Origin of the sequence: Klebsiella sp. SWET4 (genome assembly GCF_024296565.1) — a bacterium.
GTDB classification, from domain to species: Bacteria; Pseudomonadota; Gammaproteobacteria; order Enterobacterales; family Enterobacteriaceae; genus Klebsiella; species Klebsiella variicola.
In genome coordinates, this window is the sequence record NZ_JANCOB010000010.1 from 91,083 (window position 1) to 106,334 (window position 15,252).

Below are 15,252 nucleotides of genomic sequence, written 5' to 3' on the forward strand. Positions count from 1 at the left end.
AGCGATCAGCGACGCACGGCGATGGCTTCGATCTCGATCTTCACGTCTTTCGGCAGACGAGCGACTTCCACACAGGAGCGCGCCGGGAAGGTGGCATTGTGCTCGGTGAAGAACGCTTCGTAGGTGGCGTTAACGGTAGCGAAATCGTTGAGATCTTTGACGAATACGGTGGTCTTGACGATGTCGCCGACGGTGAGGCCAGCGGCTTCAACGATCGCTTTCACGTTGTTCAGCGACTGACGCGCCTGCGCGGACACGTCTTCCGGGACGCTGCCGGTTTTCGGGTCGACCGGGATCTGGCCAGAGGTGATGATCATGCTGCCCAGATCAACGCCCTGAACGTATGGGCCAATCGCTGCTGGTGCATTTTCCGTCGCAATAGTTTTGCTCATGTTATCTCCAGATGAACTGAGTAATGTTACGCAAAATCATTCAGGTTGCCGCCAGAGGGTAAGCGCTGTGCCGCCGGCGCAGACGCCGCCTGAAGGACGAAGCGTAGGGTGGTAGCCATTATAGGGAGGCCTACCACCAATACCAACCGCATTTAGTTGGCCAGCACCACATAATGAGAAAACTCTTTTTCACAGTATTTGCATTTGAGTGCGATGTCATCGGCGCGTTTTTTCACTGCAAAACTGGAAGAAACCGGTTCGGCGTGGCTGATACAGTTGCTGTTCGGGCAGACCAGCACGCTATCAATGCGATCCGGCAGGCTCGGGCGGGATTTGCCCACCACTTCGTAATCATCAATGCGGTTTACCGTCGCCTGCGGGGCGTACAGCGACAGCTGGTTAACCTGCTCGTCGGTCAGGAAGGTGTTCTCGATTTTAATCAAATCCTTGCGGCCCATCTCGCCGGAGGGCAGGTTCAGGCCGATGGTGATGCGCTGGTCGGTTTCGGTCAGTTTGAACAGGGTGAGCAGCTTAAAGCCGACCTGCGCCGGGATATGGTCGATCACGGTGCCGCGTTTAATGGCTTCTACTTGCAGTTTATTGTCGTGTGTCATCTCTCATTCCCCCTTACAGTGCCAGCTCGCTATTCAGTACCAGTGCCAGTAACGCCTGGCGGGCGAAGATGCCGTTACCGGCCTGCTGGAAGTACCAGGCGTGCGGTGTTTTATCGACATCGGTGGTGATTTCGTCAATGCGCGGCAGCGGGTGCAGCACCTTCATGTTGGCGCGCGCCCCTTCGAGGTCGGCGGCGCGCAGGACGAACTGCGCTTTCACGTTGGCGTATTCCGACGGATCCAGACGCTCTTTCTGCACGCGGGTCATGTACAGAATATCCACTTCCGCCATCACGTCGTCGATGGCGCTATGCAGGCTCCAGGCGATACCTTTTTCATCCAGCATATCGAGGATGTACTGCGGCATGGCCAGCGCGTCCGGGGCGATAAAGTAGAAGCGGTTGCCGCTGAATTTGGCCAGCGCCTGGGTCAGGGAGTGGACGGTACGGCCATACTTCAGATCGCCGACCATCGCCACGTTGAGGTTTTCGAGGCGGCCCTGGGTCTCCTGAATGGTGAACAGGTCGAGCAGGGTTTGGGTCGGGTGCTGGTTAGCGCCGTCGCCAGCGTTCAGTACCGGCACGCCGCCGGAGAATTCGGTCGCCAGGCGCGCGGCGCCCTCCTGCGGATGACGCATCACGATGGCGTCAACGTAGGTGCTGATGACGGAGATGGTATCCGCCAGGGTTTCCCCTTTTTTGCCCAGCGAGGTATTGGCGCTGTCAGAAAAGCCGACCACACTGGCGCCCAGGCGGTGCATCGAGGTTTCAAAAGAGAGACGGGTACGGGTGGAGGCTTCAAAGAAACAGCTGGCGATAACCTTATGCTTCAGCAGCTCGGGTTGCGGATTGGCTTTCAGCTTTGCCGCCGTCGCCAGCACCAGTTCGAGGTCTTCGCGGCTGAGATCGTTTATGGAAATGATATGTTTTTGATATAGCGGGTTAGCCATGCTTATCTCCTGACGCCTGGGCAAAAAAAAAGCCCCTTAAATAAGGGGCTTCGGGAATCCAATGAGCAACGGAAAGAAAAACGCCAGGCCAGCGTCTGCGTTCAGACGCGCTAAGACAGAATGTCGTACGCAATTGGCCATGCTTCCTCCCGGCAAAACGACTGGCATTATACGCAGACCGTTATGACGATCAAGCGATTCATTCACAAACAGGTAATCGTTTGCCTGCAGAAAAGTGCGTCAGCGCAAAGAACGGTGAAACTGTACTGGTATGGCAGTGGCGATGGGGGTATAAAGTTATAAAATGAAATGCTGTTTTATATTCGAGGTAAGTGATGATTATTGGCAATATCCACCATCTGCAGCCATGGCTGCCTGCCGCGCTGCGCGAGGCCATTGAGCACGTCATCGCCCATGTCAGCGAGGCGACGCCGCTGGGTAAACACGATATCGACGGCAATAACCTGTTTTATCTGATGTCCGAAGACACCACCGAGCCGCAGGCCGCGCGCCGCGCGGAATACCATGCCCGCTATCTCGATATTCAGATTGTGCTCCGCGGCATCGAGGGGATGACCTTCAGTACCTTGCCGGCTGGAGAGCCGCAGACCGACTGGCTGGCGGAGAAAGACATCGCTTTTCTGGCCGAAGGCCAGCAGGAGAAAACGGTGATCCTCAACGAAGGGGATTTTGTGGTGTTTTATCCCGGCGAAGTGCATAAACCGCTATGCGCCGTAGGCGCCCCGGCGAAGGTGCGCAAAGCGGTAGTGAAGATGCTGATGGCGTAAAATGGCGAGCCATATCCCGGATAAGCGCCGTGCTATCCGGGATGTGGCCACACGCGAAGGACTACTTGCTCAGCGTCGCCACCATCACCGCTTTGATGGTGTGCATCCGGTTTTCCGCCTGATCGAAAACCACGCTCGCCGCCGACTCAAACACCTCGTCAGTCACTTCCATACCGCCGTGCAGGCCGTAATCGGCGGCCATCTGTTTGCCCAACGTGGTCTGGTCGTCATGGAATGCCGGCAGGCAGTGGAGGAACTTGACCTGCGGATTGCCGGTCAGCGCCAGCATCGCGCTGTTAACCTGATAGTCGCGGAGCAGGGCGATACGTTCGGCCCATTTTTCCTTCGCCTCGCCCATCGAGACCCAGACGTCGGTATAGATAAAATCGGCGCCTTTCACTCCTGCGGCGATATCTTCCGTCAGGGTGATGTTGCCGCCCTGCTGTTTGGCCAGCGCGGTACAGGTCTCCACCAGCTGAGACTCCGGCCAGCAGGCCGATGGCGCTACCAGGCGCAGATCCAGACCGGTCAGCGCTGCGGCTTCCAGCATCGAATTGCCCATGTTGTTGCGCGCGTCGCCGGCGTAGACCAGCGTCATCTGGTTAAAGGCTTTGCCCGGCAGGTGCTCTTTCATGGTCAGCAGGTCCGCCAGCAACTGGGTGGGGTGGAACTCGTTGGTGAGGCCGTTCCACACCGGCACGCCGGCGTATTGCGCCAGGGTCTCCACCACCTCCTGGCCGTGGCCGCGATACTGAATGCCATCGTACATCCGCCCGAGCACGCGGGCGGTGTCTTTGATCGACTCTTTATGGCCAATCTGGCTGCCGCTTGGCCCCAGATAGGTCACGCGGGCGCCCTGATCGTATGCGGCAACTTCGAAAGAGCATCGTGTACGGGTTGAGTCTTTTTCGAAGATGAGCGCGATGTTTTTCCCTGCCAGTTTCTGGACTTCGATACCGTTTTTCTTATCGGCTTTGAGCTTTGCCGCCAGCTCGAGCAGGGCGGTGATTTCTGCAGGCGTAAAATCGAGTAACTTTAAAAAATGCTTCTGGTAAAACGCAGACATGGTTCCCTCACCTGGCATAGGCCACTAATTGAATTAAAATTCAATTTATATGTATGAATATTCATTTGCAAGTCTGTGATCGAAATCTTTCACTGAGAAGTGGAGGCAATGACGGCGGTATGTGACAATAGGGACAACTGCCGCACATTATGAGGAACGAGCCATGGCAAACCCGGAACACCTGGAAGAACAGCGTGAAGAGACGCGTCTGATTATCGAAGAGCTGCTGGAGGATGGCAGCGATCCGGACGCACTGTACACGATTGAGCATCACCTCTCTGCAGACGATTTCGAAACGCTGGAGAAAGTGGCGGTGGAAGCGTTCAAGCTGGGCTATGAAGTGACCGAGCCCGAAGAGCTGGAAGTGGAAGAGGGTGACATGGTCATCTGCTGCGATATTCTCAGCGAATGCGCGCTGAACGCAGACCTGATCGATGCCCAGGTGGAACAGCTGATGACGCTGGCAGAAAAATATGACGTCGAGTATGACGGTTGGGGTACCTATTATGAGGACCCGAACGGTGAAGAAGACGGCGACGATGACGAAGATTTTGTCGATGAAGACGACGATGGTGTTCGCCACTAAGCTGCAGATGGATACGGCGGCGCCTGCCGCCGTATAGCAAGGAACTTCCATGGATTACCCGCAGATACTCTCCCCGATTATCAATTTCCTGCACTGCCCGACGCCGCAGGCGTGGATTGACGAAGCCCGCAAGCCGGAAAACCTGCCGCTGCTGCTGACCGACCATATGGTGTGCGAACTGAAAGCGGCGCAGAACGCCATGCTGCTGGTGCGTCGCTACGTCGCGGATAAAGCCGACGCCGACGAGCTGCTGGCCTGCCTGAAGCCGTATGAAGACTTCACCTACCGCTGGGGGCCGGAGCCGGATTTCGTCGCCCTGCATAAGCGGATCAACAAAAGCGCCATGCCGCAGACCGACGACCCGTGGGGCCGCCAGTTGCTGGACAGCATGATTTTGCTGATTAAAGAGGAGCTACATCACTTCTGGCAGGTGCGGGAGATGATGCTGGCGCGTGATATTCCCTACGTCAAAATCACCGCCAGCAACTATGCCCGTGGCATGCGGCGGGAGGTGCGTTCGCACGAGCCGGTGATGCTGATCGATAAGTTGATCTGCGGGGCCTATATCGAGGCCCGCTCCTGCGAACGCTTTGCGGCGCTGGCGCCGTGGCTGGATGACGATCTGCAGAAGTTTTATCTGTCGCTGCTGCGTTCCGAGGCGCGTCACTATCAGGACTATCTGGATCTGGCGCAGAAGATTGCCGGAGACGATATTAGCGAGCGGGTGCGCCAGCTCGGCGAGGCGGAAGCGGCACTGATCCTCAGGCCGGAGGCCGAGTTCCGCTTTCACAGCGGTGTGCCGGTGGCGGCGTAACCCTCGGTATTCGGGCCCTGCAGCCCCGGTAGCCACTAACACTGGCAGTTTCAGTAGCCCTGGGGAAAGAGATAGCGTTGAGAGCTTCAGCCCGCAATGGTACGAGCCGTAGGTCGGGTAAGGCGTTAGCCGCCACCCAACAAAAAAACGGCACCGCGAGCACGGGTAAGGTGCAAGGGGTTCCATCCGGGACATACCCCGGCTTGCGCTACGCTTAGCCGGGCTACCGAACTGTAGCCCCGGTAAGCGTAGCTCTACCGGGGACGCCTGCGATATCGAGGCGCTACAGCGTTTTCAGCATCCGCACTTCACAGTCAACGTGGCCGGTGCAACCCAGCGGCCCGTCAATGTGCTCAAAGCCGAGATGTTCATATAAGCCGATCGCCTCCGTCAGGAAGGCGGTAGTTTCCAGATAGCAGCGTTTAAAGCCCTGCTCGCGGGCGTAGTCCAGCGCCAGCAGCGCCAGCTTCTTCGCCAGCCCTTGACCGCGCGCGCTGGTCATAAAATACATTTTCTGTAACTCGCAGATATCCGGCTCGCTGCAGGCGAGCGGCGCGACGCCACCGCCGCCAACCACTTCGCCCTCTTTCTCCACCACCCAATAGGCAGAGCCTGGCTGGCTGTACAGCTCATACAGTTCATCGAGATTCGGGTCGGCGACCGTATAGCCTTTATCGGCGGTCAGGCCATATTCAGCCGAGACCTGGCGGATGACCCTGGCGATGGCGGCATTGTCTGCCGCCGTAATGCGACGCAGCAACGTCGCCGCGGGGACGCTCGTATTCATACAATGACTCATTACCCAAAAAAGACGAATGATGATGTTAATAACATCGCGACAGGGGAAAGCGCAAGCGAGGATGTTTCATAAAAAAACGCCCCTTGCCGGGTGGCAAGGGGCGGGAGGATCACAGCGCGGCGATCACCGCCTGCTGCTCAATCAGCTTCGCTTTCGCTTCCGCGTAGCCTTCCAGCTTCTCGCGCTCTTTAGCGATCACCGCTTCCGGTGCGCGGGCGACAAAGCCTTCGTTGGACAGCTTGCTCTCGATGCGGCCAATTTCACCTTCGATTTTGGCCACTTCTTTCGCCAGACGCGCCAGCTCATCTTCTTTATTGATGAGGCCCGCCATCGGGATCAGCAGCTCGGCACCGTCGATAATCTTGGTCACGGAGACCGGACCTTTATCATCGGCAGGCAGCACGGTAATGCTTTCCAGACGCGCCAGGTTCAGCAGGAAGCTGCGGTTGTCGTTCACACGACGCTCGGCCTCTTTGCTGCAGCCGCGCAGCAGCAGTTCCAGCGGTTTGCCCGGAGCGATGTTCATTTCCGCACGGATGTTACGCACGGCGACGATCGCCTGCTTCAGCCATTCGGTATCGGCCAGCGCCGCGTCATCCACCTGAGAGGCATCGTACTGCGGGAACGGCTGCAGCATGATGGTGTCGGCGGTGATACCGCAGATCGCTTTCACGCGCTGCCAGATGGTCTCGGTGATGAACGGAATGATCGGATGCGCCAGGCGCAGCAGACCTTCCAGCACGGTCACCAGCGTATGGCGAGTCCCGCGCAGCTCCGCTTCGCTGCCACCGTTCATCACCGGCTTGGTCAGCTCCAGGTACCAGTCGCAGAACTGGTTCCAGGTGAACTCGTACAGGATGCCGGCGGCGATATCGAAGCGGAAGTTATCCAGCGCTTCGCGATACGCTTTCACGGTGTGGTTGAATTCCGCGAGGATCCAGCGGTCGGCCAGGGAGAGCACCATTTCGCCGCCGTTGAAGCCACAATCCTGATCTTCGGTATTCATCAGTACGAAGCGGCTGGCGTTCCACAGCTTGTTACAGAAGTTACGGTAACCTTCCAGACGCTTCATATCCCAGTTGATGTCGCGGCCGGTAGAGGCCAGCGCTGCCAGGGTGAAGCGCAGGGCGTCGGTGCCGTGCGGCTCGATGCCGTTCGGGAACTGTTTCTCGGTGCGCTTACGGATTTTTTCCGCCAGCTGCGGCTGCATCATGTTGCCGGTACGTTTCTCCAGCAGCTCCGGCAGGGTAATGCCGTCAACCATATCCAGCGGGTCGATAACGTTACCCTTGGATTTGGACATCTTCTGGCCTTCGTCATCGCGGATCAGACCGGTCATGTAGACGGTCTTAAACGGTACCTGCGGCTTGCCGTTTTCATCTTTGATGAAGTGCATGGTCATCATGATCATGCGGGCGATCCAGAAGAAGATGATGTCGAAGCCGGACACCATCACGCTGGTCGGGTGGAACTGACGCAGGGCGTCGGTGTTTTCCGGCCAGCCGAGGGTGGAGAAGGTCCACAGAGCGGAGGAGAACCAGGTATCGAGAACGTCTTCATCCTGACGCAGGGCAACGTCCGTACCGAGTTTGTTTTCCTGACGCACTTCGTCTTCGCTACGGCCCACGTAGACGTTGCCGTCGTTGTCATACCATGCCGGGATGCGGTGACCCCACCACAGCTGACGGGAGATACACCAGTCCTGAATATCGCGCATCCAGGAGAAGTACATGTTTTCGTACTGCTTCGGCACGAACTGAATGTCGCCATTCTCAACGGCTTCCACCGCCGGCTTGGCCAGCACGTCCGCACGCACGTACCACTGGTCGGTGAGCATCGGTTCGATAACCACGCCGCCGCGATCGCCGTAAGGGACGGTCAGGTCGTGCGGTTTGATCTCTTCCAGCAGGCCGAGGGCGTCAACCGCCGCAACGACGGCTTTACGCGCCGCGAAGCGTTCCAGTTTCTGGAACTCCGCCGGGATCTCGCTGGAGTAGACGTCGGATTCATTGCCTTTGGTGTCGTAGACTTCCGCGCTTTCGCGGATGTCGCCGTCAAAGGTCAGGATGTTGATCATCGGCAGCTGATGACGACGACCCACTTCGTAGTCGTTAAAGTCGTGCGCCGGGGTGATCTTCACGCAGCCGGTGCCTTTTTCCATGTCGGCGTGTTCGTCGCCCACGATCGGGATGCGACGGTTAACCAGCGGCAGCACCACGAATTTACCAATCAGGTCTTTGTAGCGCGGATCTTCCGGGTTAACGGCCACGCCGGTATCGCCCAGCAGGGTTTCCGGACGGGTGGTGGCGACCACCAGGTAATCTTTACCGTCAGCGGTTTTCGCGCCATCGGCCAGCGGGTAGCGGATGTGCCACATGGAACCTTTCGATTCGCGGTTTTCCACTTCGAGGTCGGAAATGGCGGTGCGCAGTTTCGGGTCCCAGTTAACCAGGCGTTTACCGCGGTAGATCAGATCTTCTTTGTACAGGCGAACAAAGACTTCTTTCACGGCATTGGAAAGCCCCTCGTCCATGGTGAAGCGCTCGCGCTCCCAGTCCACGGAGTTGCCGAGGCGGCGCATCTGGCGGGTAATGGTGCCGCCGGATTCCGCTTTCCACTGCCAGATTTTGTCGATGAAGGCATCGCGGCCGTAGTCGTGACGGGTTTTCCCTTCTTCCGCGGCAATCTTACGCTCAACCACCATCTGGGTGGCGATACCCGCGTGGTCGGTACCGGCCTGCCACAGGGTGTTTTTGCCCTGCATGCGCTGGTAGCGAATCATGGTATCCATGATGGTTTGCTGGAAGGCATGACCCATATGCAAACTGCCGGTGACGTTCGGCGGCGGGATCATGATGCAGAAGCTCTCCTGGCTTTCATCACCATTCGGTTTGAAATAGCCCTGCTTTTCCCAGTGCTCGTAAAGCGGCTGTTCGATATCTTGTGGGTTGTATGTCTTTTCCATTATTTCCAGGTTGCCGTGTTCAGGTTGAAACCAGCCATGCGGTACGCTTTATAGCGTTCGCGCGCCAGTTGTTTCAGATTTTCTTCGTAAGGGACAAAGTCTATCACTTCTGTGAAAGCGGTGGCAAAATCTGCAAAGTTAAGCCGCAGACTGATCAGAATGTCCCGCGGGCTGCTGTTGCGTTTCTGCGGCCAGGCAATCTCCACTGGCGCACCGCCTCTCGGGCCTTCGCCCGCCAGATTATGCGGCACAAAGCTCTCCGGCGGCCGCGACCACAGCGCCTCGTCGAGGCGAATCGCCTGCTGCTCATCTTCACAGGCGATCAGGACGCGCTTGCCGTTGCGCCAACGTTCTGCGGCAATGTCACACACCAGCTGCTCGACGGCGCTCAGGCCTTCGACGGTGTTTTCGTTGTCCAGAAGGTAGAACGTTGCATTCTTCATATATGGGGCTTCTTGTCGTGGATTTAAATGCAAAGCCGGGTGGCGCTACGCTTACCCGGCCTACAAACGGCATCTTTCCGTAGGCCCGGTAAGCGTAGCGCCACCGGGCATCAGACGGCAATCACTCTTCGCCGTTAAAACCCGCACGATTGAGCAGGAACTGCGACAGCAGCGCCACCGGACGACCGGTAGCGCCTTTGGCCTTACCGGAACGCCAGGCGGTACCGGCAATGTCGAGGTGCGCCCAGTTGTACTTACGGGTAAAGCGCGACAGGAAGCAGCCGGCTGTGATTGCGCCGCCAGGACGGCCGCCAATGTTCGCCATATCGGCAAAGTTGGACTCCAGCTGATCCTGGAACTCGTCGGCCAGCGGCAGACGCCAGGCGCGGTCGCCCGCCAGTTCGGAGGCGCCGATCAGCTCATGAGCCAGCGGGTTATGGTTCGACATCAGGCCGGTGATGTGATGGCCGAGGGCAATCACGCAGGCGCCGGTCAGCGTCGCGACGTCGATCACCGCTTCCGGTTCGAAACGCTCAACGTAGGTCAGGACGTCGCACAACACCAGGCGGCCTTCGGCGTCGGTGTTCAGGACTTCCACCGTCTGGCCGGACATGGTGGTCAGGACGTCACCCGGACGATAGGCGCGACCGCCAGGCATGTTTTCACAGCCCGCCAGCACGCCGATGACGTTCAGCGGCAGCTGCAGCTCGGCAACCATCCGCATCACGCCGTACACCGCCGCGGCGCCGCACATGTCGTACTTCATCTCGTCCATGCCTTCGGCAGGCTTGATGGAGATGCCGCCAGAGTCGAAGGTCAGGCCTTTACCGACCAGCACGATAGGGCGCGCGTCCTCAGACGGGTTGCCTTTATACTCGATGACCGACATCAGCGACTCGTTCTGCGAGCCGTTGCCGACGGCGAGATAGGAGTTCATCCCCAGCTCGCGCATCTGCTGTTCGCCGATCACGCGGGTAATGACGTTCTTGCTGTAGGTATCGGCCAGCTGACGCGCCTGGGAAGCCAGATAGGCGGCGTTACAGATGTTCGGCGGCATGTTGCCAAGATCTTTCGCCGCTTTGATGCCGGCGGCGATCGCCAGACCATGCTGAATGGCGCGTTCGCCGCTGGTCAGCTCGCGACGGGTCGGCACGTTAAAGACCATTTTACGCAGCGGGCGACGCGGCTCGCTTTTGTTGGTCTTCAACTGATCGAAGCTGTACAGCGTCTCTTTGGCGGTTTCAACGGCCTGGCGAACTTTCCAGTAGTTGTTGCGGCCCTTGACGTGCAGCTCGGTCAGGAAGCAGACGGCTTCCATTGAACCGGTATCATTCAGGGTATTGATGGTTTTCTGGATGACCTGCTTATACTGACGTTCATCCAGCTCGCGCTCTTTGCCGCAGCCAATCAGCAGAATGCGCTCAGACAGAATGTTTGGCACATGGTGCAGCAATAACGTCTGGCCAGGTTTGCCTTCCAGCTCGCCGCGACGCAGCAGGGCGCTGATGTAGCCGTCGCTGATTTTATCGAGTTGTTCGGCGATGGGGGAGAGGCGACGTGGTTCAAAGACGCCGACCACGATACAGGCGCTCCGTTGCTTCTCCGGGCTACCGCTTTTTACACTGAACTCCATGCACTATGCTCCTGAATCTTAAAGACAACAGTGGTGGCTACGGCTATACTCGTCGCCTTTCAAGTTGCAGATGCGCCGGCTGCGCCTGCTTACCTGATGCGGGCCTAACGCGCGCGCCAGGGGTCACAGCCCTGCTGCCTTCTTACAACTCGAAATCCATTGAGTATATAATTGCAAGCTTTCGTAACTCATGTCCGCTGTTGCGGTGACTTCGTGTTAATCTTAACGTTATTAAGGCCTGGGTTCGTCAGAAAAGATCCTGACATGCAGAACCGATGAGTCATTTAATCTTAGCGATGTTTTCAACGACCAAAGAGAATAAATGACGTTTAAGCCATGAAACAAGCAATTTTCCTGCAATAAAACGGGTTTTTACGGGCGTATTTATAGTGATAATCATAAGATATCTGGTTCGTGAGACGCTGAAAAGCCAGTTGGCGATCCTATTCATCCTGTTACTGATTTTCTTTTGTCAGAAATTAGTCAGGATCCTCGGCGCCGCGGTGGATGGCGATATCCCAACCAATCTGGTGCTCTCGCTGTTGGGGCTCGGCATCCCGGAGATGGCGCAGCTTATCCTGCCGTTAAGTTTGTTCCTTGGCCTGCTAATGACCCTGGGCAAGCTGTACACCGAAAGTGAAATTACGGTGATGCACGCTTGCGGTCTGAGCAAAGCCGTGCTGATCAAGGCGGCGATGATCCTCGCGCTGTTCACCGGCGCGGTGGCGGCGGTCAACGTCATGTGGGCGGGGCCGTGGTCGTCGCGCCATCAGGACGAAGTGCTGGCCGAAGCCAAAGCCAACCCCGGCATGGCGGCGCTGGCCCAGGGCCAGTTCCAGCAGGCCAGCGATGGTAACGCGGTGATGTTTATCGAGAGCGTCAACGGCAACCGCTTCCATGACGTCTTCCTTGCCCAGCTGCGTCCGAAAGGCAATGCGCGCCCCTCGGTGGTGGTGGCGGATTCCGGCGAGCTGTCGCAGCAGAAAGACGGCTCGCAGGTGGTGACCCTCAACAAGGGCACCCGCTTTGAAGGCACCGCGATGCTGCGCGATTTCCGCATTACCGACTTCAATAACTATCAGGCTATCATCGGCCACCAGGCAGTGACCTCCGATCCGGACGACACCGAACAGATGGATATGCGCACTCTGTGGCAGACCCATACCGACCGCGCGCGTGCCGAACTGCACTGGCGCTTCACGCTGGTGGCGACCGTCTTCATTATGGCGCTGATGGTGGTGCCGCTCAGCGTGGTGAACCCGCGTCAGGGGCGCGTGCTGTCGATGCTGCCGGCGATGCTGCTTTACCTGGTGTTCTTCCTGCTGCAAACGTCGATTAAGTCGAACGGCGGCAAAGGCAAAATGGACCCGGCTATCTGGATGTGGGCGATTAACCTGCTCTATTTTGCGCTGGCGGTGCTGTTAAACCTGTGGGACACGGTGCCGATGCGCCGCTTCCGCGCCCGTTTTAATAAAGGAGCGGCCTGATGCAGGCGTTTGGCGTACTTGACCGTTATATCGGTAAGACGATTTTCAACACCATCATGATGACCCTGTTCATGCTGGTGTCGCTCTCCGGCATTATCAAGTTTGTCGATCAGCTGAAAAAGTCCGGGCAGGGTAGTTACGATGCGCTGGGCGCTGGTCTCTACACCATCCTCAGCGTGCCGAAGGACATCCAGATCTTCTTCCCGATGGCGGCGCTGCTTGGCGCGTTGCTGGGGCTGGGGATGCTGGCCCAACGCAGCGAGCTGGTGGTGATGCAGGCATCCGGTTTCACCCGGCTGCAGGTGGCGCTGGCGGTAATGAAAACTGCGATCCCGCTGGTGCTGCTGACCATGGCGATCGGCGAGTGGGTGGCGCCCCAGGGCGAGCAAATGGCGCGCAACTACCGCGCCCAGCAGATGTACGGCGGTTCGCTGCTGTCGACTCAGCAAGGGCTGTGGGCGAAAGATGGCCACAACTTTGTCTATATCGAACGCGTGAAAGGCAACGATGAGCTGGGGGGCGTCAGCATCTATGCCTTCAATCCGGAGCGTCGTTTAGAGTCGGTGCGCTATGCCGCCTCGGCAAAGTTCGATAGTGAAAATAAAGTGTGGCGCCTGTCGCAGGTGGATGAATCCAACCTGACCGATCCAAAGCAGGTGACCGGGTCGCAGATGGTGAGCGGTACCTGGAAAACCAACCTGACGCCGGATAAGCTCGGCGTGGTTGCCCTGGATCCGGATGCGCTGTCGATCAGTGGTCTGCACAACTATGTGAAATACCTGAAGTCCAGCGGCCAGGATCCGGGACGCTACCAGCTCAATATGTGGAGCAAAATCTTCCAGCCGCTGTCGGTGGCGGTGATGATGCTGATGGCGCTGTCGTTTATCTTTGGTCCGCTGCGTAGCGTGCCGATGGGCGTGCGGGTGGTGACGGGGATTAGCTTCGGCTTTATCTTCTACGTGCTGGACCAGATTTTCGGCCCGCTGACCCTGGTATATGGCATACCGCCGATCATCGGCGCGCTGTTGCCGAGCGCCAGCTTCTTCCTGATAAGCCTTTGGCTGATGATGCGCAAGGCCTAGCGGGTTAAGCCCGGAACGTATAAGCCCCCTCAACGATGAGGGGGCTTTTTTTTTAGCGCTTGCGTCCGCCCAGCAGGCTGCCCAGCATGCCGCGGACGATCTGATTGGTGACCTGGCGAACCGCGCTTTTCGCCGCGGTCTGCACGATACCGTCGCGTTTGCCGCCGCGCGGGCCGGTGCTGCCGAACAGAATATCTTTCAGGCCGCCGAGTAGCCCATCGTCATCGCCGCTCTGCTGGCCCTTCGCCGGCGGAGCCGACTGCTGCCCGGTGGCGACCTGCACCCCTTGCTGCAGCATCTCAAAGGCCGACTCGCGGTCCACCTCCTCCTCATACTTGCCGTACAGCGGCGAGTGATTCAGCAGGCCATTGCGCTCGTCATCGCTGACCGGACCCATTCGCGAGCAGGGGGCGATAACCATCGCCCGCTCGACCACCGACGGACTGCCTTTCTCATCGAGGAAGGAGATCAGCGCTTCGCCGGTGCCCAGCTCCTGGATCGCCTGCTCGGTACTGAAGGCCGGATTGGCGCGCATGGTCTGGGCGGCGGTTTTCACCGCCTTCTGGTCCTTCGGCGTAAAGGCGCGCAGGGCATGCTGCACGCGGTTGCCCAGCTGACCGAGCACGGCGTCGGGAATATCCGCCGGGTTCTGCGAAACGAAATAGACGCCGACGCCCTTGGAGCGGATGAGGCGGATCACCTGTTCGATTTTATCCAGCAGTACCTGCGGCGCGTCGTTGAACAGCAGATGCGCCTCATCGAAGAAGAACACCAGCTTCGGTTTTTCGAGGTCGCCAGCTTCCGGCAGGCGCTCGTAGAGTTCGGAGAGCATCCACAGCAGGCTGGCGGCATAGAGCTTCGGCATCTGGTAGAGTTTTTCGGCGCTGAGGATATTGATCACCCCTTTACCACTGGCATCGACGCGCATCCAGTCGGCAATATCCAGCATCGGCTCGCCGAAGAAGTGCTCGGCGCCCTGCTGCTCCAGGGTTAACAGCCCGCGCTGGATGGCGCCGATCGAGGCGCTGCTGATATTGCCGTACTGATTCTGGAACGCTTTGGCGTTGTCGCCGATAAACTGGGTGATGGCGCGGAGATCTTTGAAGTCGAGCAGCAGCAGGCCGCGGTCGTCCGCGATGCGAAAAATAATGTTCAGCACGCCGCTCTGCACCTCGTTGAGATTGAGCAGGCGCGCCAGCAGCAGGGGGCCAAGATCGGAGACCGTCGCCCGAACCGGGTGACCCTTCTCGCCAAAGATATCCCAGAGCACCACCGGGTTGGCGTGCGGCTCCCAGTCGCTGACGCCGATCTTCTCCAGCCGCGCCTGCAGTTTCTCTGAGCTCTGCCCCGCGGCGGCAATGCCGGTCAGGTCGCCCTTGACGTCCGCCATAAATACCGGGACGCCAATCTCCGAGAACGACTCAGCCAGCTTTTGCAGGGTGACGGTTTTACCGGTGCCGGTCGCACCGGTGATCAGCCCATGGCGGTTGGCCATCGCGGGCAGCAAATACAGCGCGTTATCCAGCGTGCGCGCAATCAACAAGGGTGAGCTCATGATCGATTCCTCCATTTATCCTGCGACGATTATAGGCAACCTCGTCGTCCGGCGTTGGGAAAATCGTCACGCGCCGCGC

At 58.4% G+C, this 15,252-nt stretch carries 17 protein-coding genes; 5 read left to right on the forward strand and 12 right to left on the reverse strand.

Going from position 1 to position 15,252, the window contains the following annotated elements:
• Positions 1 to 5: 5 nt before the first annotated feature.
• The 5 genes from ridA to NKJ21_RS20895 all read right to left on the reverse strand — a co-directional run bounded on the left by ridA (position 6) and on the right by NKJ21_RS20895 (position 2,096).
• Positions 6 to 392 (reverse strand): 2-iminobutanoate/2-iminopropanoate deaminase, encoded by a 387-nt coding sequence (ridA, locus tag NKJ21_RS20880; protein ID WP_002886926.1) that lies wholly within the window; start codon positions 390 to 392, stop codon positions 6 to 8.
• A gap of 152 nt (positions 393 to 544) precedes the next feature.
• Positions 545 to 1,006, reverse strand: coding sequence for an aspartate carbamoyltransferase regulatory subunit (gene pyrI, locus NKJ21_RS20885; protein ID WP_002886927.1), 462 nt, complete (start codon positions 1,004 to 1,006; stop codon positions 545 to 547).
• Positions 1,007 to 1,019: 13 nt separating this feature from the next.
• The gene (gene pyrB / locus NKJ21_RS20890) at positions 1,020 to 1,955 is read right to left on the reverse strand and encodes an aspartate carbamoyltransferase (RefSeq protein ID WP_004206522.1); all 936 of its coding nucleotides are present in this window, start codon (positions 1,953 to 1,955) and stop codon (positions 1,020 to 1,022) included.
• Positions 1,956 to 1,957: 2 nt separating this feature from the next.
• A complete protein-coding gene (locus NKJ21_RS27865; protein WP_227650304.1) occupies positions 1,958 to 2,017 on the reverse strand; it encodes a pyrBI operon leader peptide in 60 nt (19 codons plus the stop codon).
• Positions 1,992 to 2,096 (reverse strand): pyrBI operon leader peptide, encoded by a 105-nt coding sequence (locus tag NKJ21_RS20895; protein WP_012969080.1) that lies wholly within the window; start codon positions 2,094 to 2,096, stop codon positions 1,992 to 1,994. The genes NKJ21_RS27865 and NKJ21_RS20895 overlap by 26 nt, the downstream gene beginning before the upstream one ends.
• A 194-nt stretch (positions 2,097 to 2,290) precedes the next feature.
• Here NKJ21_RS20895 and NKJ21_RS20900 point away from each other — a divergent pair, with 194 nt between their 5' ends.
• The gene (locus NKJ21_RS20900; RefSeq protein WP_043875902.1) at positions 2,291 to 2,743 is read left to right on the forward strand and encodes a YhcH/YjgK/YiaL family protein; all 453 of its coding nucleotides are present in this window, start codon (positions 2,291 to 2,293) and stop codon (positions 2,741 to 2,743) included.
• Positions 2,744 to 2,804: 61 nt separating this feature from the next.
• Here NKJ21_RS20900 and argF read toward each other — a convergent pair whose 3' ends face one another.
• Both argF and NKJ21_RS27870 read right to left on the reverse strand, forming a co-directional pair.
• Complete coding sequence (argF, locus tag NKJ21_RS20905) at positions 2,805 to 3,809, reverse strand: ornithine carbamoyltransferase (RefSeq protein WP_012543079.1); 1,005 nt, start codon at positions 3,807 to 3,809, stop codon at positions 2,805 to 2,807.
• Positions 3,779 to 3,874, reverse strand: coding sequence for a hypothetical protein (locus tag NKJ21_RS27870; protein WP_370736902.1), 96 nt, complete (start codon positions 3,872 to 3,874; stop codon positions 3,779 to 3,781). The genes argF and NKJ21_RS27870 overlap by 31 nt, the downstream gene beginning before the upstream one ends.
• A gap of 98 nt (positions 3,875 to 3,972) precedes the next feature.
• On the opposite strand from NKJ21_RS27870, the gene rraB reads away from it, so the two are divergent.
• Complete coding sequence (gene rraB, locus NKJ21_RS20910; RefSeq protein ID WP_008807126.1) at positions 3,973 to 4,395, forward strand: ribonuclease E inhibitor RraB; 423 nt, start codon at positions 3,973 to 3,975, stop codon at positions 4,393 to 4,395.
• A gap of 49 nt (positions 4,396 to 4,444) precedes the next feature.
• On the forward strand, positions 4,445 to 5,209 hold the full coding sequence (gene miaE, locus NKJ21_RS20915; protein WP_008807125.1) for a tRNA isopentenyl-2-thiomethyl-A-37 hydroxylase MiaE: 765 nt from the start codon (positions 4,445 to 4,447) through the stop codon (positions 5,207 to 5,209).
• 283 nt (positions 5,210 to 5,492) lie between these two features.
• Here the strand turns inward: miaE and NKJ21_RS20920 are convergent, their stop codons facing one another.
• The 4 genes from NKJ21_RS20920 to pepA all read right to left on the reverse strand — a co-directional run bounded on the left by NKJ21_RS20920 (position 5,493) and on the right by pepA (position 11,049).
• A complete protein-coding gene (locus NKJ21_RS20920) occupies positions 5,493 to 5,996 on the reverse strand; it encodes a GNAT family N-acetyltransferase (RefSeq protein ID WP_008807124.1) in 504 nt (167 codons plus the stop codon).
• A 121-nt stretch (positions 5,997 to 6,117) separates the two neighbouring features.
• Positions 6,118 to 8,973 (reverse strand): valine--tRNA ligase, encoded by a 2,856-nt coding sequence (locus tag NKJ21_RS20925; RefSeq protein ID WP_064160881.1) that lies wholly within the window; start codon positions 8,971 to 8,973, stop codon positions 6,118 to 6,120.
• Positions 8,973 to 9,416, reverse strand: coding sequence for a DNA polymerase III subunit chi (holC, locus tag NKJ21_RS20930; protein ID WP_008807122.1), 444 nt, complete (start codon positions 9,414 to 9,416; stop codon positions 8,973 to 8,975). Before holC ends, NKJ21_RS20925 begins: the two co-directional genes overlap by 1 nt.
• A 121-nt stretch (positions 9,417 to 9,537) precedes the next feature.
• Complete coding sequence (gene pepA / locus NKJ21_RS20935) at positions 9,538 to 11,049, reverse strand: leucyl aminopeptidase (protein WP_008807121.1); 1,512 nt, start codon at positions 11,047 to 11,049, stop codon at positions 9,538 to 9,540.
• Between the two features lie 389 nt (positions 11,050 to 11,438).
• Between pepA and lptF the strand changes: the two genes are divergently transcribed.
• Positions 11,439 to 12,536, forward strand: coding sequence for an LPS export ABC transporter permease LptF (gene lptF / locus NKJ21_RS20940; protein WP_012969078.1), 1,098 nt, complete (start codon positions 11,439 to 11,441; stop codon positions 12,534 to 12,536).
• Positions 12,536 to 13,618 carry an LPS export ABC transporter permease LptG gene (lptG, locus tag NKJ21_RS20945; RefSeq protein WP_008807120.1) on the forward strand — a complete coding sequence of 361 codons (1,083 nt, stop codon included), beginning with the start codon at positions 12,536 to 12,538 and terminating at the stop codon, positions 13,616 to 13,618. Before lptF ends, lptG begins: the two co-directional genes overlap by 1 nt.
• Before the next feature lie 52 nt (positions 13,619 to 13,670).
• On the opposite strand, the gene NKJ21_RS20950 is transcribed toward lptG, so the two are convergent.
• A complete protein-coding gene (locus NKJ21_RS20950) occupies positions 13,671 to 15,173 on the reverse strand; it encodes a helicase HerA-like C-terminal domain-containing protein (RefSeq protein ID WP_008807119.1) in 1,503 nt (500 codons plus the stop codon).
• Between the last annotated feature and the right edge of the window lie 79 nt (positions 15,174 to 15,252).